This window comes from Nocardioides sp. Z22_16, assembly GCF_058134365.1.
Genome location: NZ_JBYTTI010000003.1, coordinates 286,818 through 307,662, shown reverse-complemented (window position 1 = coordinate 307,662; position 20,845 = coordinate 286,818). Strand labels below are relative to the sequence as shown.

Genomic DNA, 20,845 nt, shown 5'->3' with positions numbered 1-20,845 from the left:
CGGCCTGTCACGTCTCAGCCCACCTGCTGGGCGGCGAGGTTGTCCACCGTCTGCTCGGCCTTGGCGAGGTCGTCGGTCTCGATCCCCTCGCGGACCAGGTTGGCGTCGTAGTCGGAGAGGTTCTCCATGGCGATGTCGGTGGTCTCGTAGGGCCTGGAGAGCTCGAGGCCGGGGATGTCGGCGTTGACGCCGCGGAAGATCGTCACCACGCCCTCGTGCTCGCTGACGTAGAACTGCTGCTGGCTCCAGTGCCAGGCGGCGGCCAGCCCCATCCAGGCGACCCCCACCACGACCATGGTGACCAGCAGGCGCCGCAGCCAGACGAAGCGCAGAGGGGCGCGCGGGGCGTAGCGGACCGCCTCGACGTCCAGCGGCTCCTCCACCGGGTGCCGCTCGGCCACCGCGGTCGCGGTGCCACCCGGCCCGCCCTGCGGCGCGGTGCCGCGGCTCGGGTCGGTGCCGGCGGCTCCCGGGGTCGGCGCCACCCCACCGGCGCTGCGGCGGGGCAGCTCGGCGGCGGCACCCACCAGCAGGGGGGTGAGCTCGTCGGGAGCCGGGTCGGTGGCCGCGACGACGTCGGCGACCACGCAGGTGACGTTGTCGGAGCTGCCCGCCTCCAGGCTGGCGCGCACCAGCTCGACCGCGGCGTAGTCGGGGGTGCCGGAGCCGAGGATGTCGCCGAGCCGGGAGTCCTCGAGGACGCCGGAGGCGCCGTCGCTGCACAGCAGCACCCGGTCGCCCTCCTGGAGCTGGACGGTGAAGAGGTCCGGTGCCGGGTCGTGGACGCCGTCGAGCGCCTTGAGGATGAGGTTGCGGTGCGGGTGGACGCGCGACTCGGCCTCGGTGATCCGGCCCTCGTCGATCAGCCCCTGCACGAAGGTGTGGTCGTGGGTGAGCTGGCTGATCTCGCCCTGGCGCCAGAGGTAGGCGCGGCTGTCCCCGACGTGCCCGATCCCCAGGACCTGCCCGTCGAAGGCGGCGAGGGTGGCGGTGGTGCTGGTCCCGGAGATGGCCGGGTCCTCCTCCACCAGCTCGGCGATCCGGTCGTGCGCCCGGTGCAGGGCGCCGGCGACCCGGGTCAGCAGGGCCTCGCCGTCGCTGCCGGCGGGAGGCTCGTCGAGTCGCCGCAGCACCGAGACCGCCGTGCTCGAGGCGAGGTCGCCGCGGGCGGCGCCGCCCACCCCGTCGCAGACCATCAGGAGCCAGGGGCCGGCGTAGCCGCTGTCCTGGTTGTCCTTGCGGACCCGCCCCACGTCGGAGAGCGCCGCGTAGTTGAGCCGCATCGCGGCGCGGCCGGCCGGACCGACGTCGCGCTCGGCGGTGTCGCTCTGCTCGACCACCGGCGGCCTGCGGACCAGCGAGGGGTCCCGCGCGACGGTGTCGTTCTCGGGGTCGGTCACGAAGCGGCCTACTTCCGGAGCTCGAGGATCGTCTTGCCGATCCGCACCTGCGTACCGAGGGAGATGGTGGTGGGCTGGGTGATCCTCGCGGCACCGACGTAGGTGCCGTTGGTGGAGCCCAGGTCCTCGACGTACCACTGGTCGCCGGAGGCGGCGACGCGCGCGTGCCGGGTGGAGACGTAGTCGTCGTCGAGCCGGATCGCGGCGTCCGAGCCGCGCCCGATCAGCAGCGGGGCCGCGGAGAGGTCGGCGCGCTCGCCGGCGTTGGCGCCCTCGACCACCGCGAGGTGGGTGGGCGCGCCGCGGCGACGGACCGGCTTGGGCTGCTTGGCCGCCTTCTTCTTGGCTCCGCGCGCCTCCGGGACGCGGGCGCCGAACATGTCGGAGCGGATCACCGAGATCGCGGAGAGCACGAAGATCCACAGCACCGCCAGGTAGGCGAAGCGGATCAGGAACAACGTCAGCTCCGACATCGGCTCAGCCCCTGCCCGCGTCGTCGCCCACGACCCTGACGGTGAGCTCGGTGTTGCCGATGCGGACCACCGTCCCGTCGCCCACGGGGGCGCGGTCGATCTTCCTGCCGTTGACCAGCATCCCGTTGGTCGAGCCCAGGTCGCGGACGGAGACGTCCAGGTGCCCGTCGGTGCGGTCCGCCACCTCGAACTCGACGTGCCGGCGGCTGATGCCGGGGTCGCTGATCCGGATGTCGGCCTCGATGCCGCGGCCCACCACCACGCCCGGGGGGAGGAGGGGGTGGCGGGTGCCGTTGACGTCGAGCTGGACCTTGGGGGTGCGGTGCCGGGTGCGGTGGTCGTCGCCGGTGACGCTCGCCTGGGCGCGGCTGCGGATCCGGAAGCGCCCGGTGGTCAGGTCGTCGGCGGCCTCGAAGCCGATCTGCACCGGGCCGGGGAAGACGTAGCCCTGGGAGTCGGCGTGGTCCTGCAGCTGGTCGGCGAGGTCGCGCGCCATCGCGTTGTCGTAGGGCGCGAGCCGCTCGAGGTCGGTCTGGGCGAGCTCGACCTGGAAGTCGTTGGGCACCAGGCGGCGCTCGCGGCTGAGGATCTGCGCGTTGTTGTCGACCTCGCGCTGGAGCGCGGCGGAGATCTCCACCGGCTGGACGGCGCTGCGGAAGGCGCGCGCGAAGGCACCGGAGATCAGCTGCTCGAGCTTCTGCTCGAAGCGCTGGAACCCGCTCACGCGTCCTCCTCGTCGATGGGGGCGGTCGGCCCGTTGTGGGGTGGGTGCGGCGACGCCCGTGGACGACGGGCTCCGGTGATCGTATCGGGGAGCTCGCGCGGCGTCCGGGTGCCACGGCGGACCACGGTCGGCGACCGCGATGCGAGACGGGCGCACCAGGCCCGTCGCGGGTGCCTGTCGCGGGTGCCCGTCGAGCGTCCCAGGTCAGCGTGGAACGATCGCGACCCGTGACCGAGCATGAGACCACCGAGCTTGTCCTGACCCTCTCCTGCGACGACCGCCCCGGCATCGTCCGGGCGGTGGTCGACTTCTTCTACCGCCAGGGCTGCGACATCACCGAGAGCCAGCAGTACGGGGACCCGGTCTCCAGCCGCTTCTTCATGCGGGTGCAGATGCGCACGGCGCCGGAGACCGCCCGGCTCGCGGTGCTGCGCACGCAGTTCGCCGGCGTCGCCAACACCTTCGGCATGGACTGGGAGCTCCACGACCTCCAGGTCAAGCCGCGGGTGCTCGTCCTGGTCTCCAAGTTCGACCACTGCCTCAACGACCTGCTCTACCGCTGGAAGTCGGGCAACCTCGCCGTCGACATCCCGGTGATCGTCTCCAACCACCCCGACCTGGCCCCGCTGGCGCAGTGGCACGGCATCGACTTCCACCACGTCCCGGTGACCAAGGAGACCAAGCCCGAGGCCGAGCGGGCGCTGCTCGACCTGGTCGAGTCGCTGGAGATCGACCTGGTGGTGCTGGCCCGCTACATGCAGATCCTCTCCGAGGACCTCTGCAAGGCGCTGGACGGCCGGGCCATCAACATCCACCACTCGTTCCTGCCCAGCTTCAAGGGGGCCAACCCCTACCGGCAGGCGCACGACCGGGGGGTCAAGCTGGTCGGGGCCACCGCCCACTACGTGACCTCCGACCTCGACGAGGGACCGATCATCGAGCAGGACGTGGCGCGGGTGGACCACGCGGCGAGCGTGAGTGACCTGGTGGCGCTGGGCCGGGAGACCGAGTCCCGGGCGCTCGCCCGTGCCGTGCGCTGGCACACCGAGCGCCGGGTGCTCCTCAACGGCCACCGCACCGTCGTCTTCTCCTGACCGGCGGTGAGGGGGGTCCGGCGGACCGGCGTCGTCGTCTCCTCCTCCGAGTGGGTCGGCCCGGTTTGGGGCGCCGGGCGGGCGTGGGATAGCCTGAGCCCGCTTCACGCGCGAGTGGCGGAATAGGCAGACGCGCACGGTTCAGGTCCGTGTGTCCGAAAGGACGTGGGGGTTCAACTCCCCCCTCGCGCACGTGAGAGGCCCCGGATCTTCGGATCCGGGGCCTCGTGCTTTCCCCCACCTTCGGAGGTCGGTAGTGCAGACCAGCCCGAGAGGAACCCCCGCCGCCATGACTCCCGCCGACGAGCCGGAGCTCCTCGCCCGCGTCGAGGGCAGGGTCGGGCGCCTCCTCCTCAACCGGCCACGCGCGCTCAACGCGCTCACCCTCGCGATGGTGCAGGCCATCGCCTCGGCGCTGGCGGAGTGGCGCGACGCCGGCCTGCGGGCGGTGCTCATCGAGAGCACCTCGGCCAAGGCCTTCTGCGCCGGCGGCGACATCCGCGCCGTCCGCCAGCACGTGATCGACGGGCACCCGGAGCGCGGGGACGAGTTCTTCGCCGCCGAGTACGAGGTGAATCTCGCCCTGGGCACCTACCCGGTGCCGGTCGTCGCGGCGGTCGACGGCCTCTGCCTGGGCGGGGGGCTCGGGCTCGCCGTCCACGGCCCTTACCTGGTGGCGACCCCCCGCGCGTCCTTCGCGATGCCCGAGACCGCGATCGGCTTCTTCCCCGACGTGGGCGGCTCCCACTTCCTGCCCCGTCTGCCCGGGGCCGTGGGCCGCTACCTGGGGCTCACCGGGGCCAGGTTCTCAGCGGGCGACGCGCTGGCCTGCGGGGTGGCCACCCACCTGGTCGAGCCGGACCGGCTGCCGGGCCTGGCGGCCGCCCTCGCGCGGGGCGCGGGGGACGCCGGGGAGGTCGGGGCCGTGCTGGGCTCCCTGCACTCCGCCGCCGCGGCCGCGGAGCTGGTCGAGGCCTCCGAGCTGCGCGCCCGTCGGCCCCAGATCGACTGGGCGTTCGGGGCGCCGGAGCTCTCCGACGTCATGGTGCGGCTCCGTGACCTGGCCGCGGGTCCGGGCGCGGGCGCGGCGTCGTGGGCCGCCCGTACGCTCGACCTCCTCGCCGGCGCCTCGCCGGCCAGCCTCGAGCTGACCGACCGGCTCCTGGCGTGGGGCCGCGAGCACGACCTGGCCGCCTGCCTGGCGGCGGAGCGGGAGGCTGCCCGGCGCGCCGTGGTCGGCCACGACTTCGTGGAAGGGGTCCGTGCCGTGCTCGTTGACAAGGACCACGCGCCGCGGTGGTCGGAGCCGGGTTCCAGCTAGCCGACTCAACGGTCGAGGTGAGCGAGGGCCGCTTCACGGTGTACGACTACCTGGCCTTCACACTGGGCACCCTGAAGGGCGCGGACTACCGCTGCCTGCGCGGGGAGAACTGCTACTTCCCGGGATGAGACGGGGTGGACGATGACCGACTCCTGGGACGACGTCCCGCTGCTCGACGGGCCGCCGGACGAGGCGCCGGCGGGAGAGGGTTGGCAGCCGGTGGACGAGTACGGTCCGGGCGTCCTGGTGCTGTGGTGCCTGCGCGCCCGGGCGGCGTCTGCCCCTCTCGCCGACCCGCCGATCACCAGGGTCACCGAGGAGGCTGGAGGGGTGAGCCGGAGCTGGAGCAGGCCGCGCAGCGCGCGAGAGCAGGCCGAGGTCGACCAGGATGTCGACGACCTGCTCGCCGACGCCGGGCTGCCGCCCCGCCCCGGCGGGCGGCAGTGGTTCTTGCGACTGCCCGACGACCTCGACCTCGCTACGTCGGTCACGCGCTGGTCGCGCGAGGTCGACCGGTTGCTCGAGGGTGGGGAGCGGAGCCCGGCGACCGAGGTGGAGGCCTTCCGCGAGCTCCTTGCCGCCGAGCTCGGGGACTGACCGGTTGTGGGGTCCTTGGCCTCTGGTGATCCCGGACGGGCTGCCTTACGTTGTCAGGCATGAGCCTGCAGGAGGAGGGCGAGGAGGAGGTCTATGCGGTCGCCACGCGCAACCGCCTGATGGCCGCGGAGATGTTCGCGGGCCTGACCCCCGAGCAGTGGCGCACCCCGAGCCTGTGCGCGGGCTGGACGGTGCGCGAGGTGGCGGCTCACCTGGTGCCGCCGAGCGGCGGCTTCTCGGTCGGCTACCTGGTCAAGGGACTGGTCTCCGCGAGGGGCAACCTCGACCGGATGATCGACCAGAGCGCCCGCAAGGCCGCCGAGCGCCCGACCGACGAGATCGTGGCGCTGCTGCGCGAGCGGGCCCACCATCGGCTCCGGGCGCCCGTGGTGGGAGCGGTGGGCCCGATGAGCGACACCTGCCTGCACCTGCGCGACGCGGCCCGGCCGCTCGGCCTCGACGTGATGCCGGAGCTGCCGGGCTGGCGGATCACCCTCGGCTTCCTGGTGACCAGGGCCGCCCGCCGGGTCACCCCGCCGGAGCGGCTCGCCGGGCTCGAGCTCGAGGTCACCGACCAGCCGTGGTCCTTCGGGATGGGTTCGCGGGTCTCCGGCACCAGCGAGGCTATCGCGATGGCGATCGCCGGCCGGCCCGTCGCGCTCGCCGACCTCGACGGCCCCGGGGTGCCGGTGCTCAAAGCGCGGCTCGACCGGGGCTCCTGAGGGCCGCCTTGCCTTGCTTGCGACCCAGGTCACACGGTTCTACCGTCGAGAGACCAGCAGATCCCGCGTCGACCCGGAGGTCACGATCATGGCTACTGCTCTCGCCACCGTCAGCTCTTGCACCGTCACAGCCTGTGCGTTCAACGACGCCGGGTGCCACGCCGGTGCGATCACCGTGGGTGGCTCCGACGGCCACGCGTCCTGCAGCACCTTCATCACGCTCGACGCCCGCGGGGGCATCCCCTCGGGACGAGGCCAGGTGGGCGCCTGCCAGCGGCTCGAGTGCACGCACAACCGTGACCTGATGTGCGCCTCCTCGGGGATCGAGGTGGCGGGCGACACCGCCCTGTGCGAGACCTACCAGCCCCGCTCGGCCTGACCCGACTCGCGGCCGGGCGGCCGGGTCACCGCGTGGCGGCGTGGGCCCGCAGCGTCGCCAGCTGACGTCGTACGCCGCGGAGATCGTCGACCTGCTCGGGGAACGGCACGAAGACGACGCTGGTCCGCTCGCGCTCCACCTTCATCAGGTCGATGCCCAGACCGTCGACGTCGACGCAGAAGACCGCGCCCGCCGTGGCGGGGTGGACCGGGCCCGGCCGTGCGCTCAGCACTTCGCCCGCGATCCGGCCCTCGGCGACCGCGGTGCAGAGGTCGTCGAGCTCGGCGGAGGTGAGCCGGGCCACCGACTCCTGGACGTCGATCTCCTCCGACGGCGTGGGGAAGGCGCTCGCCCCCGCGGCGACGGGCTCCAGCTCGGCGAGCCGGTACGGCGTCACGCCGGTGGTGTCGTGCAGCAGGACCCGGTCGCCGGCCACGACCCCGAGGGCGACGCCGGGCAGCCCGACCAGCGACGCGGCGGGGCCGAGCGCGTCGGCGGCCAGGGCCTCCCGGCGACGGTCGTCGGCGACCCACTCCACGACGCCGAGCAGGTGGGCGGAGGCGGCGACGATCCGCACCCGGGGCTCGCTCGCCTCCCGGCACATGTCGACGCGCACCTCCGCCGGTGTGTCGGTGCCGCAGGGGAGGGCGTCGGTCGCGACGGCGACCACCAGGGCCGCGTCGGCGCTCAGCCCGTGGGCCAGGACCTCGACGGGTCGACCCGCGTCGTGGCGGTAGGCCACCAGCGAGGCCGAGCCGGCTCCGCCCAGCAGGCGGCGCACCCTCGCGGTGGCGCGACCGGGAAGGACGACGGTCGAAGGCGACGACATGCGGATCCCTTCGGGTAGGTGAGGCTTACCTTACCTGGGTCACGGGCTTCGGTCTCCGTGTGTCGCGTCACGACGGGGCCAGCGCGTCCCGGACGCGTACTGTTCGGCGCATGAGCGTGAGTCAGACCACCCCGGACACAGCCCAGGCCTTCCGCGCCGCCGTCGAGGCGCGCGACGCCGAAGCGATGATCGCCCTGCTCGCCGACGACGTCGTCTTCCGGAGCCCGGTCGCCCACAAGCCCTACCCCGGCAAGGCGATCACCGCCTCGATCCTCACCGAGGTCATCGACGTCTTCTCCGACTTCGTCTACCGCACCGAGATCGGCGCCCCCGGGGCGCGCGACCACGCGCTGGTCTTCGAGGCGAAGGTGGGGGAGCGGCAGCTGACCGGGTGCGACTTCCTGCACCTCGACGACGACGGCCTGATCGACGAGTTCATGGTGATGGTGCGGCCGCTGTCGGGGGCCCAGGCGCTGGCCGACGAGATGGCCTCGCGGTTCGACCGGATCGCGGCGCGTGCCGCCGGCGCGTGACCGGTGCCCGCTGACCACCCAGCGGGTTGAATCGACGGCGTGACCACGATCTTCGACTTCGGCGCCCCCACCATCGAGGGCACCGAGCAGCCCCTCTCCACCTACCGCGGCCAGGTCCTGCTGGTGGTCAACACCGCCTCGCAGTGCGGCTTCACCCCGCAGTACGAGGGGCTCCAGCGGCTGGAGGAGCAGTACGCCGACTCTGGCTTCCACGTGCTCGGCTTCCCGTGCGACCAGTTCGCGGGGCAGGAGCCGGGCAGCGAGGAGGAGATCGCCGCGTTCTGCACCGGCCGCTTCGGGGTGACCTTCCCGATGTTCGCCAAGGTCGACGTCAACGGCCGGCAGGCGCACCCGGTCTTCGAGTGGCTGCGCACGCAGAGGTCCGGCGTCCTGGGCAACCGGATCAAGTGGAACTTCACCAAGTTCCTCGTCGGCCGGGACGGTCAGGTGCTCAAGCGCTACGCGCCGGCGACCAAGCCGGCCGAGATCGCCGCCGACATCGAGGCGGCGCTCGCCGCCGACGCCCCCGCGTGAGCAGCTAGGCCAGGTCGAACTCGGCCCGGCGGTCCTCGGGCACCAGGTCGACGTACTCGCGGTTCTTCGCCAGGTACGTGGCGTAGAACGCGCAGTGGGGCAGGGCCTGGAGCCCGCGCTCGCGCACGTCGTCGAGGGAGTCGCGCGCCAGCGCCTGGCCGAGACCCTGCCCGCCGAACTCGTCGAAGACCACGGTGTGGGTGAAGTCGACGAGCCCGTCGGAGGTCTCGTAGGCGGAGTAGCCCGCCAGCTCGTCGCCCACGTGGACCTCGTAGCGGTGCTCGGCGGCGTTGTCGGTGACCGTGGGCTCAGGTGTCGTCTCGCTCATGGGTCGACCGTAGCCAGCCGCTGGTCGAGGCCGCCCCCGGCGGAGGGTTCACCCAAGTGACTTGTCGGTAACCCCGGCTCGGGGAGAGGGTCGGGGTCATGGCCGCCACCGCTTCCTCGTACTCGATCACCATGCGCCTGCACACGCTGCCCGACCACGGTGTCGTCGGAGCGGTGGCCACCTCGCTCGCCGAGCACGGGGGCATCGTGACCGGCATCGACGTGGCGGAGTCCAGCCACGAGCGGCTCGTCGTGGACGTGACCTGCTCGGCGGCCGACGCCCACCACTCCGAGGAGCTCGTGGAGGTGGTCCGGGGCCTCGCCGGCGTCGAGGTGCACAAGGTCAGCGACCGCACCTTCCTGCTGCACATCGGCGGCAAGATCGAGGTCAACAGCGTCGTGCCGCTCCGCACCCGCGACGACCTGTCGATGGCCTACACCCCCGGCGTCGGGCGGGTGAGCATGGCGATTGCGGAGAACCCCGAGGACGTGTGGCGGCTGACCGTCAAGGGCAACTCCGTCGCGGTCGTCACCGACGGCTCCGCGGTGCTCGGCCTCGGCAACATCGGCCCGGGCGCCGCGCTGCCGGTGATGGAGGGCAAGGCGGCGCTCTTCAAGAAGTTCGCCGGCATCGACGCCTGGCCGATCTGCCTGGACACCCAGGACACCGACGAGATCGTCCGCGCCGTCCAGCTGATCGCTCCCGGCTTCGGCGGCATCAACCTGGAGGACATCGCCGCGCCCCGCTGCTTCGAGATCGAGGCGCGGCTGCGCGAGACCCTCGACATCCCGGTCTTCCACGACGACCAGCACGGCACCGCGATCGTGGTCCTGGCCGCGCTCACCAACGCGCTCCGGGTCGTCGGCAAGAGCCTGGCGGAGTCGCGGATCGTGGTGGCCGGCGGCGGCGCCGCGGGCTCGGCGATCGTCAGCCTCCTGCTGGCCGACGGCGCCCACGACGTGGTGGTCTGGGACCGCGAGGGGTGCCTGAGCCGGGACGACGCCAGTCTCTCGGCGGCGAAGGCGGCGCTGGCCCGCAAGACCAACCCGCGCAACCTGCGAGGCGACCTGCCGACCGCGCTGACCGACGCGGACGTCTTCGTCGGGGTCAGCGGTCCCGGCGTCCTCCAGGCGGAGTGGATCGACCTGATGGCGCCCGAGCCGGTGGTCTTCGCTCTCGCCAACCCCGACCCCGAGATCGACCCGGCCGAAGCGGGCAGGCGCGCGGCCGTGGTGGCCAGCGGCCGCTCGGACTACCCCAACCAGATCAACAACGTGCTCGCCTTCCCCGGGGTCTTCCGGGGCCTGCTGGACGCGCGCGCCCACGTGATCACCACCGACATGCTGATCCGTGCCGCCCACGCCATCGCCGCCGTGGTCACCGACGAGGAGCTCAACCCGAGCTTCATCATTCCCACGGTCTTCCACCCTGACGTGCCCCAGGCCGTGGCCCGGGCGATCCAGGGGGTCGACGACCAGGGCAGCCCCTGACGGCCGACCCCCCGTGCCGCTGGTGCCGGCGGGTCACCCCCGCGACGGCTCCTCGTCGCGCACCTTCCGCGGCCACCAGAAGCGGTCGCCCAGGGTGAGCGCCAGCGCCGGGACCAGGACCGTGCGGACCACGAGGGTGTCGAGCAGGACGCCGACGCAGATGATCGCGCCGAGCTGGGCCAGCACCACCAGCGGCAGCACGCCGAGGACGGCGAAGACCGCCGCCAGCAGGATGCCCGCGCTGGTGATCACGCCACCGGTCGCCGCCAGCGCCCGGAGCATCCCCTGGCCCGTGCCGTGCCGGCGGGCCTCCTCCTTGGCGCGGGTGATCAGGAAGATGCTGTAGTCCACGCCGAGGGCGACCAGGAAGAGGAAGGCCAGCAGTGGTACCCCGACGTCGAGGGCCTCGAAGCCGAAGACGCCGGTGAAGATCCACCAGGAGAAGCCCATCGCGGCGGCGTAGGTCGCCACCACGGCCAGCACCAGCAGCAGGGGCGCGACCAGGGAGCGCAGCAGCAGCAGCAGCGCCCCGAAGACGAGCAGCAGGATCAGCGGCAGGATGAGGAACCGGTCCCGCACCGAGGCGTCGTTCTCGTCGACCGCCTCCGCGTCGCCGCCACCGACGTAGGTCTCGGCGATTTCGGCGACCGCGTCGCGCACCGAGCCCACCGTCTTCCGCGCCTCGTCGCTGCCCGGCGCGGCGTCGAGGACGGCGTCGACCTGGGCGACGCCGTCGCCCTCGGTGGTGACCCTGGCCGAGGAGATCCCGTCGACCTCCTCGACCGCCGCGACCACGTCGTCGGGATCGGCACGGGTGACGACCTGGACCGGGTCGGTGGTGCCGGCCGCGAAGGACTCGCCCAGCCGCTCGGAGGCGGTGATCGCCTCGGGGGTCTCCAGGAACTGGTCGGCGGGGCCGAGCCCGGTGTTGATCTGGGTGAGCCCGATCATCATCAGGGCGAGGAGGACCATCGTGCCGGCGACGAAGACCGGGGGGCGCTTGGCCACCGTGTTGCCGACCGAGCGCCAGATCGACTTGGAGTCCACCAGGGCCGGGTCGCCCTCGTGGGGGGTCCTGGGCCAGAAGATCCACCGGCCGAAGAGGACCAGGGCGGCGGGCAGCACGACCATCACGAAGGTGGCCGCGATCAGGATGCCGATCGCGCAGGCCAGGCCGAGGCCGCGGGTGGCCGGGAAGACCGAGAGGAGCAGCGTCAGCAGGCCGAGCAGCACCGTGGTGGAGCTGGCGAAGACCGGCTCGGCGGTGCGGGTGACCGCCATCGCCATCGCCTCGTGCCGTGACTCGTGCCGCTTGAGCTCGTCGCGGTAGCGCGAGATCAGCAGCAGGGCGTAGTTGGTGCCGGCGCCGAAGACGAGGACGCTGAGGATCCCGATGGTCGACTCGTCCCAGGTGACGTAGCCGATGCGCTCCATCACCTGGGTGGCCACGATGGCGGAGAGGCGGTCGGCGAGGCCCACCACGGTCAGCGGGATGATCCACAGCACCGGGCTGCGGTAGGTGATGATCAGCAGCAGCGCCACCACGGAGGCGGTCGCGGCGAGCAGCCGGAAGTTGGCGCCGTCGAAGACGGCCGCGACGTCGGCCTGGATGCCGGCCGGGCCGGTCACCTGCACGTCGAGACCCTCGGGCACCTCCTCCGTGAGCAGCTCGCGCAGCTCCCCGACCCGGTCGGCGTTCTCCGACGAGGTCGCGGCGGCGACCGGGATGACGGCGAACGCCGCGGTGCCGTCGTCCGCGACCTGGAGCGGCGAGTCGCCGCCGCCGGCGCCCTCGGCGGGGCCGCCCTGACGGCTCCGGCCCTCGCTGCCGGTCATCTCGGCGATCAGCGGGCCGACCTGCTCGCCGATCTCGCCGAGCTGCTCCTCGGTGAGCTCGCCCTCCTGGGCGGTCCAGAGCACGATCGCCACCGAGGCGTCCTCCGAGGGGAGCTCGGCCTGCAGGGCGGCGGCGTCGGTGCTGTCGAAGCCGACCGGCATCCCGTCGGTCGGCCCGGTGTTGCGCTCGCCCTCGCTCACCAGCCCCACGACCCCCAGTGCCAGGATCAGCGGCACCAGCGCCACGATCCAGGCGGTGCCCTTGCGGGTGAGAGCCCTGGCCAAGGGGTGCGGGCCGTCGGCGGTGCGGGTGGCAGGCATGATCTGATCTTCTCCGGCTCGCGAGGTAGGATAACTAGAAATATTGATTGCTAGGTAGATTAGCAATCCTGCCACGGTCTCACAAAGCCGGCCCCCCTCACCCCCTGAGAAGGTCATATGCCCGAGGAAGCCACGCGCGGGGCACGCCCCGACGACACGCCGGATCCCGACCTGGCGGCGGGATCCCGCGCGGAGCGTCACCGCGCGGTCGCCGGGGGAACCTCGCGGCCGTGGGACCAGACCGGCAGCCTGCTGGCCCTGCGGGAGGTCCTGGACCGTGGCCAGCGGCTCAACCGGGTCGTCGCCCGCCGCAGCGGGCTCACCGACCGTGAGCTCGAGGCGATGGCACACCTGAGTCGCGAGGCCCTCGGGCCCGCGGAGGTCGCCCGCCGCCTCGACGTCTCCACCGCCGCCTCCACCGGCATCGTCGACCGCCTGGTCGCCCGGGGCCACGCCGAGCGCCGCCCACACGAGGGGGACCGGCGACGCACCGAGGTCCACGTGACCGACTCCGGGCGCAGCGAGGCCTCGGGCCACCTGCGGCCGATGTTCATCGCGCTGGACCGCCTGGACCGCAGCTTCACCGAGGAGGAGCGGGACGTCGTGGAGCGCTACCTACGCGGGGTGCTCGAGGCGTTCGACTCGGTCATCGAGCCCGGTTCGCCACCAGCGCCGCCCCGATGATCCCCGCCTTGTTGCGCAGCGCCGCCGGCACGATCTCGGTGTCGATCCCGATCAGGGGGAGGAACTTGTCGGCCGACTTGCTCACCCCACCGCCGACGACGAAGAGGTCAGGGGTGAAGAGCCGCTCCAGGGTCCGGTAGTAGGTGGTCAGTCGCGCCGCCCACTCCTCCCAGGAGAGGCCGTCGCGCTCGCGGGCGCTGTTGGCGGCGTGCCTCTCCGCGATCCGGCCCTCGATCTCCAGGTGCCCGAGCTCGGAGTTGGGCACCAGCACCCCGTCGTGGACCAGGGCCGACCCGATCCCGGTGCCGAGCGTGGTGACGATGACCAGGCCGGAGCGGCCGCGAGCGGCGCCGTACTCCACCTCGGCGAGGCCGGCGGCGTCCGCGTCGTTGACCACGTGCACCTCGCGCTGCAGCGCCTCGGTGAAGACCGCGTCGGCGTCCGCCCCGACCCACGACTGGTCGATGTTGGCCGCCGACCGGACGACGCCGTTCACCATCACGCCCGGGACCGTCACCCCGACGGGGGCGGAGGAGGCCGGGAACTCCGCAACCAGCTGCCGGAAGACGGCCGAGACCGCCGCCGGAGTGGCCGGCCTCGGGGTGTCGATCTTCGCCTTCTCGCCGGCGAGAGCGCCGGCGGCCAGGTCGACGGGGGCACCCTTGATGCCGGTGCCGCCGAAGTCGATGCCGAAGGGGTGCTCCAGGGGGGACTCCATGTCGGACATGAGACCACACAGGTGCGCCGGCGGACTCGTCTCGTGGCTGCCGGTCCCACGGCGGCTGCCCGCCGGACGCACCCTTGCCAGGCGTGGTTTACAAACCCTATCTTCGTGTAAACCTGCGTCCGCGCCTACGAGGGAGCCGCCATGCCTTCGGACGAGTCCCGTGCCAGCACCGTGCCCCCCGGATCGACGCTGGAGTGGAGGGACCGCAAGCGGCGGCTCTGGCTGATCGGGCTGGTCGTGCCGTCCCTGGCCTTCGTCGGCTACGCGTGCCACGCGGCGACCGGCTGGGGCGTCTGGTTCTGGCTGGGGCCGCTGGTGATCCTGGTCGTCGTCCCCGCCATCGACCTGGTCGTCGGCCTCGACCGCGCCAACCCGCCCGACGAGCTGATCGAGGCGCTGGAGCGCGACCGCTACTACCGCTGGATCACCTACCTCTTCCTCCCCCTGCAGTACGTCGGCTTCATCGGCGCGATGTACCTGCTGATGCGCGGCGACCCCACCGGCTGGTCCTCCGAGCTCGGAGCGGTGGACCGGATCGGGCTGGCGATCTCGATCGGCTGCATCGGGGGGATCGGCATCAACACCGCCCACGAGCTCGGCCACAAGAAGGAGTCGCACGAGCGGTGGCTCTCCAAGATCGCCCTCGCGCAGGTCGCCTACGGCCACTTCTACATCGAGCACAACCGGGGCCACCACGTGCGGGTGGCGACCCCGGAGGACCCGGCGTCGAGCCGGCTCGGGGAGAGCTTCTACGCGTTCTGGCCCCGCACCGTCCTGGGCAGCCTGCGCTCGGCGTGGCGGCTGGAGAAGCGCCGCTACGCCCGCCGTCGCCAGCACCCCTGGCGGATCGGCAACGACGTGCTCAACGCCTGGCTGATGACGCTGGTGCTGTGGGCGGCGCTGGTCGCGTGGCTGGGGATCGGGCTGCTGCCCTACCTGGTCGTGCAGGCCGTCGTCGGGTTCACGCTGCTGGAGGTCGTGAACTACATGGAGCACTACGGGATGCTCCGGCGCAAGGTCGGGGTCGGGGAGCGCCGCCGCTACGAGCGGGTGGATCCCAGCCACAGCTGGAACTCCAACAACATCGCCACCAACGTGCTGCTCTACCACCTGCAGCGGCACAGCGACCACCACGCCAACCCGACCCGGCGCTACCAGGCGCTCCGCGACTACGAGGAGTCCCCGGTGCTCCCCACCGGCTATGCCGGGATGATCGTGCTGGCGCTGGTGCCACCGCTGTGGCGCCGGGTGATGGACCCCCGGGTGGTGGCCCACTTCGGCGGGGACGTGTCGCGGGCCAACCTCAGCCCGCGCCGCCGCCAGGCCTACCTGCGCAGGTACGGCGCGCCGGCCGGGCCGGAGGGGGCCGAGGCGACGCTGGCGACCGGGCCGACGGGGGCCACGCAGCCTCCGGACCCGGCCGAGCCGGTCGCCGAGGAGGTCCTGGCGGCCCGCTGCCCGGGCTGCGGCTACCTCTACGACGTGATCACCGGCGACGAGCACGAGGGCTTCGCCGCTGGAACGCCGTGGGCGGAGGTCCCGGCGACCTGGTGCTGCCCCGACTGCGGGGTGCGGGAGAAGGCGGACTTCGTGCCGGTCGCGCGGCAGGAGAGTGTGACCTGACGCCACCTGCCCCGGGGGCGCCTTCCTAGACTCGCGTCATGGCCGCGCCGCTGAGGGACCGGATCGTCGCCGCCGCGGCGGGGATCACCACCAGCAGCGGCTGGGCGCAGGTCACGATGGCCCGGCTGGCCGACGAGGTCGGGGTGAGCCGGCAGACCGTCTACAACGAGGTGGGCAGCAAGGGCGCGCTGGCCGAGGCGATGGTCCACGCGGAGCTGGAGCGCTTCCTGGGCCGGGTGACCGACGCCTTCGACGAGCATCCGCGCGACCTGGGGGCGGCCCTGACGGCGGCGGTCCGCGGGGTGCTCGAGCTCGCCGACGACAACGAGCTGCTCCGGGCCGTGGTCTCCGCCACCCACGGGGCCGACACCGAGCTGCTCCCGCTGCTGACGAGCCACTCCAGCGTGCTGCTGGACTCCGCCGTCGCGGTCGTCCAGGAGCGGGTGGCCGGCTACGAGGTGGCGCTGACGCCCGACGAGCTCGACATCTCCATCGACGTGATCGTCCGGGTCGTGCTCAGCCACGTGATGCAGCCCTCCGGCACGCCGGAGGCGACCGCCGCCGGCCTGGCCTGGCTCGCGGCGCGGGTGCTGCGGACCGGGCCCGGCGAGGCGCCGTCCGGCGGCTGAGCCGAACGGCCCGGACGGCGGGGGGCGAGTCAGAGGTCGCGCGGCGGGAAGCCCTCGGGCGGCTCCTCCGGGCTGCGTCGCAGGTTGAGGATCGCCACCACCAGCCCGCCCCAGATGATCACCATCGCCACCACCATCATCACGATCGCCGAGGTGTTCAACGCGGCGCTCCCTTCTCGTCGTGCTGCTCGTCCGAGAGAGCCGCCCCGTCCGGTGGCGTCGCCTCGGTCTCGCCCGGGTCCTCCAGCGAGATCCCGCCCCGCCACGGCACCGGAGCCATCACGTAGCCGAGCAGCATCACCAGGGCGGCCGAGCCCCACCCGAAGCAGGCGAGCATCCAGGTCGGGTAGTCGCCGTACGGGGTCTCGATGTCGGTCCAGAATCCCTGGGCCAGGACGTAGATCAGCGCCGCCGGGGTGACCAGGCCGATCAGCAGCCGCCACCACAGCCCGAGGGTGATCGCGCTGCCCTCGGAGAGGTGCGCGGCGAGCCTCGGCAGTGCCCGCAGGCCCCAGGCCACCACCACCATCGAGACCACGGCGACCAGCAGGATGCCGAACTGGTTGATGAAGTGGTCGACGATGTCGAGCACGTGGAGTCCGCTGGTGGTGGAGAAGAGGGCGACGCTCAGCAGGGCGGCCGGCAGCGCGACGACCGCGGAGGCGGACCGGCGGCCGAGGTCGAACTTGTCGCGGACCGAGGCGATCACCACCTCGATGATCGAGACCAGCGAGGTGATGCCGGCGATGACCAGCGAGGCGAAGAAGAGCACGCCGATGAAGGCGCCCCACGGCGCCTCGCTGATGATCGCCGGGAAGCCGATGAAGGCCAACCCCACCCCGCTCTGCGCGACGTCGCTCACCTCGCTGCCGCTGGCCTGGGCCATGAAGCCGAGCGCGGCGAAGACGCCGATGCCGGCCAGCAGCTCGAAGCCGGAGTTGGCGAAGCCGACCACCAGCCCCGACGAGGGCATGTCGGTGGCGCGGTCCACGTAGGAGGAGTAGGTGATCATGATGCCGAAGCCGATGGAGAGCGAGAAGAAGATCTGCCCGAAGGCCGCCCCCCACACCGTGGCCTCGGTCAGCGCGTTCCAGTCGGGGGTGAAGAGGGCGTCGAGCCCCTCGCCGGCGCCCGGCAGGAAGAGGGAGCGGATCACCAGCGCGCCGAAGGTGAGCACCAGCAGGGGGATGAAGACGACCGAGACGAGCCCGATCCCCTTCTGCACCCCGGCGAGCATGATGGCGATGACCGCCACCCACACCACCAGCAGCGGGACCAGCACCCCGGGCACCAGCTCGGCGGTGACGCCGGGGTCGCTGAGCTGGAGGAAGTCGCCGGTGAAGAAGCCGCCCGGGTCGTCGCCCCACGCCTCGTTGATCGAGAAGAAGGTGTAGCGCAGCGCCCAGGCGACCACCGCGGCGTAGTAGACGGCGATGACGAAGCAGACCCCCACCTGCCACCAGCCGATCGCCTCGGCGGGACGGCTCATCCGGGCGAAGGAGAGCGGCGGTGAGCCGCGGTGCCGGTGCCCGATGGCGTAGTCGAGGAAGAGGAAGGGGATCCCCGCGGTCAGCAGCGCGACCAGGTAGGGGATGACGAAGGCGCCGCCGCCGTTGTCGTAGGCGACGTAGGGGAACCGCCAGATGTTGCCCAGCCCGACCGCCGAGCCGATGGCGGCCAGGATGAAGACCTTGCGGGAGGAGAACCCCCCACGACTGGCCTCGCGCGCCTCTTCCGACCCGACCGGTGCGCTGGTCATCTGACCTCCCGAGGTGTGACGTCCCTGCGGCTCGATGCTAGCGGCTGGCCCGCTCGGTAGCGTGGAGGCGTGGGGTCACCACGGAGCGGGCGCGTGAGGGGACCGGCGCTCATCGGAGCGCTGATCGCCGTGCTGCTGAGCGGCTGCGCCGGCGACGGGCGTGGAGTGCCGGAGCAGGCGCCGGCCGCGTCCGGGCCGAGCTCCCTCGGGCTGGGACCCGCCGACCCGGCAGCACCCGGCGGCCCCCCCACGACGGCGCCGCCGGGACCGCTGGCCGCTCCGCTCCTCCCCGCCGACCTGCTGGTCCACACCAGACGGACGCTGACCGGTCAGGAGGTCGCCCGCGTCCGCGAGGTCCCCGGTGTCGACCACGTGCTGGCGCTCTCCCTCGGCCAGGTCGCCGTCCAGGACCGGGCGCTCTCGGTCGCTGCGGTCGACCCGGGCGAGTACCGGAGGTTCACCCAGCGCCGCACCGCCCGCCACCAGGGGGTCTGGGAGCGGGTGGCGGCCGGCGACGCGGCGGTCGACCCCGGCGTCGTGCGTCGCCTGCGGCTCGAGGAGGCGCTGCGGCTCGGCCACGACCAGGACGCCCCGGTGGTGCGGATCGGGGCCCATGCCGCCCAGGTGCCGCAGGTCGACGCGGTGCTCAACGCCGGCTGGGGGGCGCGCCTCGGCATGCCGCCGCGCAACGCGCTCCTGGTCTCCACCGCCACCGCCGCGCCCCAGGTGGTCCGCCCGCGACTGGAGCGGGTGCTGGGCGGGCTGCTCGGCGAGGCGGTCTCGGTGCAGGTCCTCGGCCCCGACCTGGACGTCTCGGCCCTGCGGACGGCGTTCCTCACCGGGGGCTCGGTGGCGGCGGCCGTCGGCTCCTTCTCCTACCGGCTGCTCGGCGGGGGCCGGATCCAGCCCGCCCGGGAGTGGGCTGCGGCCAACATTCGCACCGAGGAGGTGCCGCTGCTGGGCGCGGTCACCTGCCACCGGGTGGTGCTGCCCCAGCTGCGGGCTGCCCTCGCCGAGGTGGAGGCCAGCGGGCTCGCCGACGAGATCCACCCCGAGGAGTACGCCGGCTGCTACCACCCCCGGATGATCGCCGGGTCCAGCACGCTCTCCCTGCACTCCTTCGGGATCGCCCTGGACCTCAACGTGCCCGGCAACCAGCGTGGCACCGCCGGGGAGATCGACCGCCGGGTGGTGGCGATCCTCGAGCGGTGGGGCTTCGCCTGGGGTGGCCGGTGGGCGTGGACCGACCCGATGCACTTCGAGATGGACCGCCTGGTCGAGCCCCGCTGAAGCTCCGCCCTCCCGGGACTAGGGTCGCGGCATGCCTGACGCACTCGCCGATGTGGGATGGAACTGGTTCACGGTCGCCTTCGGCGTCCTCCTGATCCTGTTCCTGGTCAAGTACCTGCGGATCGCCTGGCGGCGGCGCCGGACCTGGACCCTCGCCGAGGCCACCGTCGGCAGCGTCCGGTTCAGGGACAACTCGGCCTCGGGCGGCAACAGCGGCACCGTCGTCAAGTACCGCTACACCGACGCCGCCGGGCAGGAGCGCGTCGGCCAGGACGAGCCGTGGTTCCGCAAGCCCAAGCGCAAGAGCAAGGTGTGGGTCCGCTACGACCCCGAGAACCCCGCGATGAGCGAGGTCGCGACGCCGCTGTGGGGGGAGCTGACCATCGCGGCGTCCCTCCTCCTTGCGGGCGGGGTCCTGGTGGTGATCGGCCTGACCTACAACGGCTGACTCCGGGCGGCGCGCCCAGGAGTGCTGGGCTCGTCGCCCATCCGCTCGTCGCGCGCTTCCGCCTAGGCTGACCGCCATGCGTGCACTCCAGGTCGTCACCCCCACCGGTCCCGCCGACGTCGAGGTCCGGGAGGTGCCGGAGCCCACCGCCAGGCCGGGGCAGGTGCTGGTCGAGGTGCACAGCGTCGGCGTCTCCTTCCCCGACCTGCTGCTCTCCAAGGGCGAGTACCAGCTCAAGCCGGACCCCCCCTTCACCCTGGGCGTCGACCTGGCCGGCACCGTCGCCGCGCTCGGTGAGGGTGTCATCGGTCTCAGCGTCGGGCAGCGGGTCGCCGGGGTGCTGCCGCACGGCGGCGCCGCCGACCTGGTCGCGGTGCCCGCCGACTTCGTCTTCGCCCTGCCCGACCAGACGTCGTACGACGAGGGCGCGGCGCTGCCCATGAACTACCTCACCGCCCAGTTCGCGTTGGCGGAACGGGCCGGCCTCCAGCCCGGCGAGACCGTGCTGGTGCACGGCGCCGCCGGCGGCGTCGGCACGGCGACGGTCCAGGTCGCCAAGGGGATGGGCGCCCGGGTGATCGCGGTCGTCTCCACCGACGAGAAGGCCAAGGTGGCGCTCGCCGCCGGCGCCGACGAGGCGGTCCTCCTCGACGGGTTCCGGGCGGCGGTCACCGAGCTGACCGGCGGTCGCGGGGTCGACGTGGTGCTCGACGTGGTCGGCGGCGACGCCTTCACCGACTCGCTGCGGCTGCTCGCCCCCCAGGGCCGGCTCCTCGTCGTGGGCTTCGCCGCGGGTCAGGGCATCCCCGAGGTCAAGGTCAACCGGCTGCTGCTCAACAACGTCGACGTCCGGGGCGTGGGCTGGGGCGCCTACGCGATGACCCGCCCGGGGTTCATGCAGCAGCAGTGGCGCGCGCTGGAGCCGATGCTGGCCAGCGGCGTGGTGAAGCCGCCGGTCGGCGCGACCTACGCGCTCGAGGAGTTCGGCCGGGCGCTCGCCGACCTCGAGGCCCGCAAGGCGCTGGGCAAGCTGGTGGTGCACCTGCGTCCCTGAGACGCGGGACGTCCCGGGCCCCTCCGCGCGGAGGGACCCGGGACGTCGTA

23 protein-coding genes and 1 tRNA gene are annotated in these 20,845 nt (G+C 72.9%); 15 read left to right on the top strand and 9 right to left on the bottom strand.

Annotated features, from left to right (window positions below):
• Positions 1–14: 14 nt before the first annotated feature.
• Genes AC3X7R_RS09850 through AC3X7R_RS09840 form a run of 3 tightly spaced genes read right to left on the bottom strand, consistent with a single transcriptional unit; the run spans position 15 to position 2,597 of the window.
• Positions 15–1,400, bottom strand: a complete 1,386-nt coding sequence (locus AC3X7R_RS09850) for a PP2C family protein-serine/threonine phosphatase (protein ID WP_489965463.1) — start codon at positions 1,398–1,400, stop codon at positions 15–17.
• Positions 1,401–1,408: 8 nt separating this feature from the next.
• Complete coding sequence (locus tag AC3X7R_RS09845; RefSeq protein WP_489965462.1) at positions 1,409–1,873, bottom strand: FHA domain-containing protein FhaB/FipA; 465 nt, start codon at positions 1,871–1,873, stop codon at positions 1,409–1,411.
• A 4-nt stretch (positions 1,874–1,877) separates the two neighbouring features.
• Positions 1,878–2,597, bottom strand: coding sequence for an FHA domain-containing protein (locus tag AC3X7R_RS09840; RefSeq protein WP_489965461.1), 720 nt, complete (start codon positions 2,595–2,597; stop codon positions 1,878–1,880).
• A gap of 227 nt (positions 2,598–2,824) precedes the next feature.
• Between AC3X7R_RS09840 and purU the strand changes: the two genes are divergently transcribed.
• From purU to AC3X7R_RS09810, 6 genes are all read left to right on the top strand, one after another.
• Entirely contained in the window at positions 2,825–3,691 is an 867-nt protein-coding gene (purU, locus tag AC3X7R_RS09835; RefSeq protein ID WP_489965460.1) for a formyltetrahydrofolate deformylase, read from the top strand.
• Between the two features lie 108 nt (positions 3,692–3,799).
• Positions 3,800–3,883: transfer RNA gene (locus tag AC3X7R_RS09830), tRNA-Leu, on the top strand.
• Positions 3,884–3,980: 97 nt separating this feature from the next.
• Positions 3,981–5,012 (top strand): enoyl-CoA hydratase/isomerase family protein, encoded by a 1,032-nt coding sequence (locus AC3X7R_RS09825; protein ID WP_489965459.1) that lies wholly within the window; start codon positions 3,981–3,983, stop codon positions 5,010–5,012.
• Between the two features lie 141 nt (positions 5,013–5,153).
• On the top strand, positions 5,154–5,609 hold the full coding sequence (locus AC3X7R_RS09820; RefSeq protein WP_489965458.1) for a DUF5956 family protein: 456 nt from the start codon (positions 5,154–5,156) through the stop codon (positions 5,607–5,609).
• A gap of 59 nt (positions 5,610–5,668) precedes the next feature.
• Positions 5,669–6,331: a maleylpyruvate isomerase family mycothiol-dependent enzyme gene (locus AC3X7R_RS09815; RefSeq protein WP_489965457.1), complete on the top strand. Its 663-nt coding sequence runs from the start codon at positions 5,669–5,671 to the stop codon at positions 6,329–6,331.
• A gap of 88 nt (positions 6,332–6,419) precedes the next feature.
• Positions 6,420–6,710: a DUF1540 domain-containing protein gene (locus AC3X7R_RS09810; protein WP_489965456.1), complete on the top strand. Its 291-nt coding sequence runs from the start codon at positions 6,420–6,422 to the stop codon at positions 6,708–6,710.
• A 25-nt stretch (positions 6,711–6,735) separates the two neighbouring features.
• Here AC3X7R_RS09810 and AC3X7R_RS09805 read toward each other — a convergent pair whose 3' ends face one another.
• Complete coding sequence (locus AC3X7R_RS09805; protein WP_489965455.1) at positions 6,736–7,539, bottom strand: hypothetical protein; 804 nt, start codon at positions 7,537–7,539, stop codon at positions 6,736–6,738.
• A 110-nt stretch (positions 7,540–7,649) separates the two neighbouring features.
• Between AC3X7R_RS09805 and AC3X7R_RS09800 the strand changes: the two genes are divergently transcribed.
• Positions 7,650–8,072 (top strand): nuclear transport factor 2 family protein, encoded by a 423-nt coding sequence (locus AC3X7R_RS09800; protein WP_489965454.1) that lies wholly within the window; start codon positions 7,650–7,652, stop codon positions 8,070–8,072.
• 39 nt (positions 8,073–8,111) lie between these two features.
• On the top strand, positions 8,112–8,606 hold the full coding sequence (locus AC3X7R_RS09795; protein WP_489965453.1) for a glutathione peroxidase: 495 nt from the start codon (positions 8,112–8,114) through the stop codon (positions 8,604–8,606).
• Between the two features lie 4 nt (positions 8,607–8,610).
• Here the strand turns inward: AC3X7R_RS09795 and AC3X7R_RS09790 are convergent, their stop codons facing one another.
• Positions 8,611–8,934 (bottom strand): GNAT family N-acetyltransferase, encoded by a 324-nt coding sequence (locus AC3X7R_RS09790; RefSeq protein WP_489965452.1) that lies wholly within the window; start codon positions 8,932–8,934, stop codon positions 8,611–8,613.
• Positions 8,935–9,032: 98 nt separating this feature from the next.
• Between AC3X7R_RS09790 and AC3X7R_RS09785 the strand changes: the two genes are divergently transcribed.
• Positions 9,033–10,424, top strand: coding sequence for an NAD-dependent malic enzyme (locus AC3X7R_RS09785; protein ID WP_489965451.1), 1,392 nt, complete (start codon positions 9,033–9,035; stop codon positions 10,422–10,424).
• Positions 10,425–10,457: 33 nt separating this feature from the next.
• Here the strand turns inward: AC3X7R_RS09785 and AC3X7R_RS09780 are convergent, their stop codons facing one another.
• Positions 10,458–12,581, bottom strand: coding sequence for an MMPL family transporter (locus AC3X7R_RS09780; RefSeq protein ID WP_489965450.1), 2,124 nt, complete (start codon positions 12,579–12,581; stop codon positions 10,458–10,460).
• A gap of 117 nt (positions 12,582–12,698) precedes the next feature.
• On the opposite strand from AC3X7R_RS09780, the gene AC3X7R_RS09775 reads away from it, so the two are divergent.
• Positions 12,699–13,265, top strand: a complete 567-nt coding sequence (locus tag AC3X7R_RS09775) for a MarR family winged helix-turn-helix transcriptional regulator (protein WP_489965449.1) — start codon at positions 12,699–12,701, stop codon at positions 13,263–13,265.
• Here AC3X7R_RS09775 and ppgK read toward each other — a convergent pair.
• Positions 13,228–13,983 (bottom strand): polyphosphate--glucose phosphotransferase, encoded by a 756-nt coding sequence (gene ppgK, locus AC3X7R_RS09770; RefSeq protein ID WP_489965448.1) that lies wholly within the window; start codon positions 13,981–13,983, stop codon positions 13,228–13,230. The genes AC3X7R_RS09775 and ppgK overlap by 38 nt on opposite strands.
• A 150-nt stretch (positions 13,984–14,133) precedes the next feature.
• Between ppgK and AC3X7R_RS09765 the strand changes: the two genes are divergently transcribed.
• Together AC3X7R_RS09765 and AC3X7R_RS09760 are read left to right on the top strand one after the other, a co-directional pair.
• Complete coding sequence (locus tag AC3X7R_RS09765) at positions 14,134–15,615, top strand: fatty acid desaturase (protein ID WP_489965447.1); 1,482 nt, start codon at positions 14,134–14,136, stop codon at positions 15,613–15,615.
• Between the two features lie 38 nt (positions 15,616–15,653).
• Positions 15,654–16,244 carry a TetR/AcrR family transcriptional regulator gene (locus tag AC3X7R_RS09760; protein WP_489965446.1) on the top strand — a complete coding sequence of 197 codons (591 nt, stop codon included), beginning with the start codon at positions 15,654–15,656 and terminating at the stop codon, positions 16,242–16,244.
• 29 nt (positions 16,245–16,273) lie between these two features.
• On the opposite strand, the gene AC3X7R_RS09755 is transcribed toward AC3X7R_RS09760, so the two are convergent.
• The gene (locus AC3X7R_RS09755) at positions 16,274–16,405 is read right to left on the bottom strand and encodes a methionine/alanine import family NSS transporter small subunit (protein ID WP_489965445.1); all 132 of its coding nucleotides are present in this window, start codon (positions 16,403–16,405) and stop codon (positions 16,274–16,276) included.
• Positions 16,402–18,003: a sodium-dependent transporter gene (locus tag AC3X7R_RS09750; protein WP_489965444.1), complete on the bottom strand. Its 1,602-nt coding sequence runs from the start codon at positions 18,001–18,003 to the stop codon at positions 16,402–16,404. Before AC3X7R_RS09750 ends, AC3X7R_RS09755 begins: the two co-directional genes overlap by 4 nt.
• Before the next feature lie 93 nt (positions 18,004–18,096).
• On the opposite strand from AC3X7R_RS09750, the gene AC3X7R_RS09745 reads away from it, so the two are divergent.
• From AC3X7R_RS09745 to AC3X7R_RS09735, 3 genes are all read left to right on the top strand, one after another.
• Positions 18,097–19,293 (top strand): M15 family metallopeptidase, encoded by a 1,197-nt coding sequence (locus tag AC3X7R_RS09745; protein WP_489965443.1) that lies wholly within the window; start codon positions 18,097–18,099, stop codon positions 19,291–19,293.
• Between the two features lie 31 nt (positions 19,294–19,324).
• Positions 19,325–19,741, top strand: coding sequence for a DUF3592 domain-containing protein (locus AC3X7R_RS09740; protein ID WP_489965442.1), 417 nt, complete (start codon positions 19,325–19,327; stop codon positions 19,739–19,741).
• 76 nt (positions 19,742–19,817) lie between these two features.
• Complete coding sequence (locus AC3X7R_RS09735) at positions 19,818–20,795, top strand: NADPH:quinone oxidoreductase family protein (RefSeq protein ID WP_489965441.1); 978 nt, start codon at positions 19,818–19,820, stop codon at positions 20,793–20,795.
• Positions 20,796–20,845: the final 50 nt, after the last annotated feature.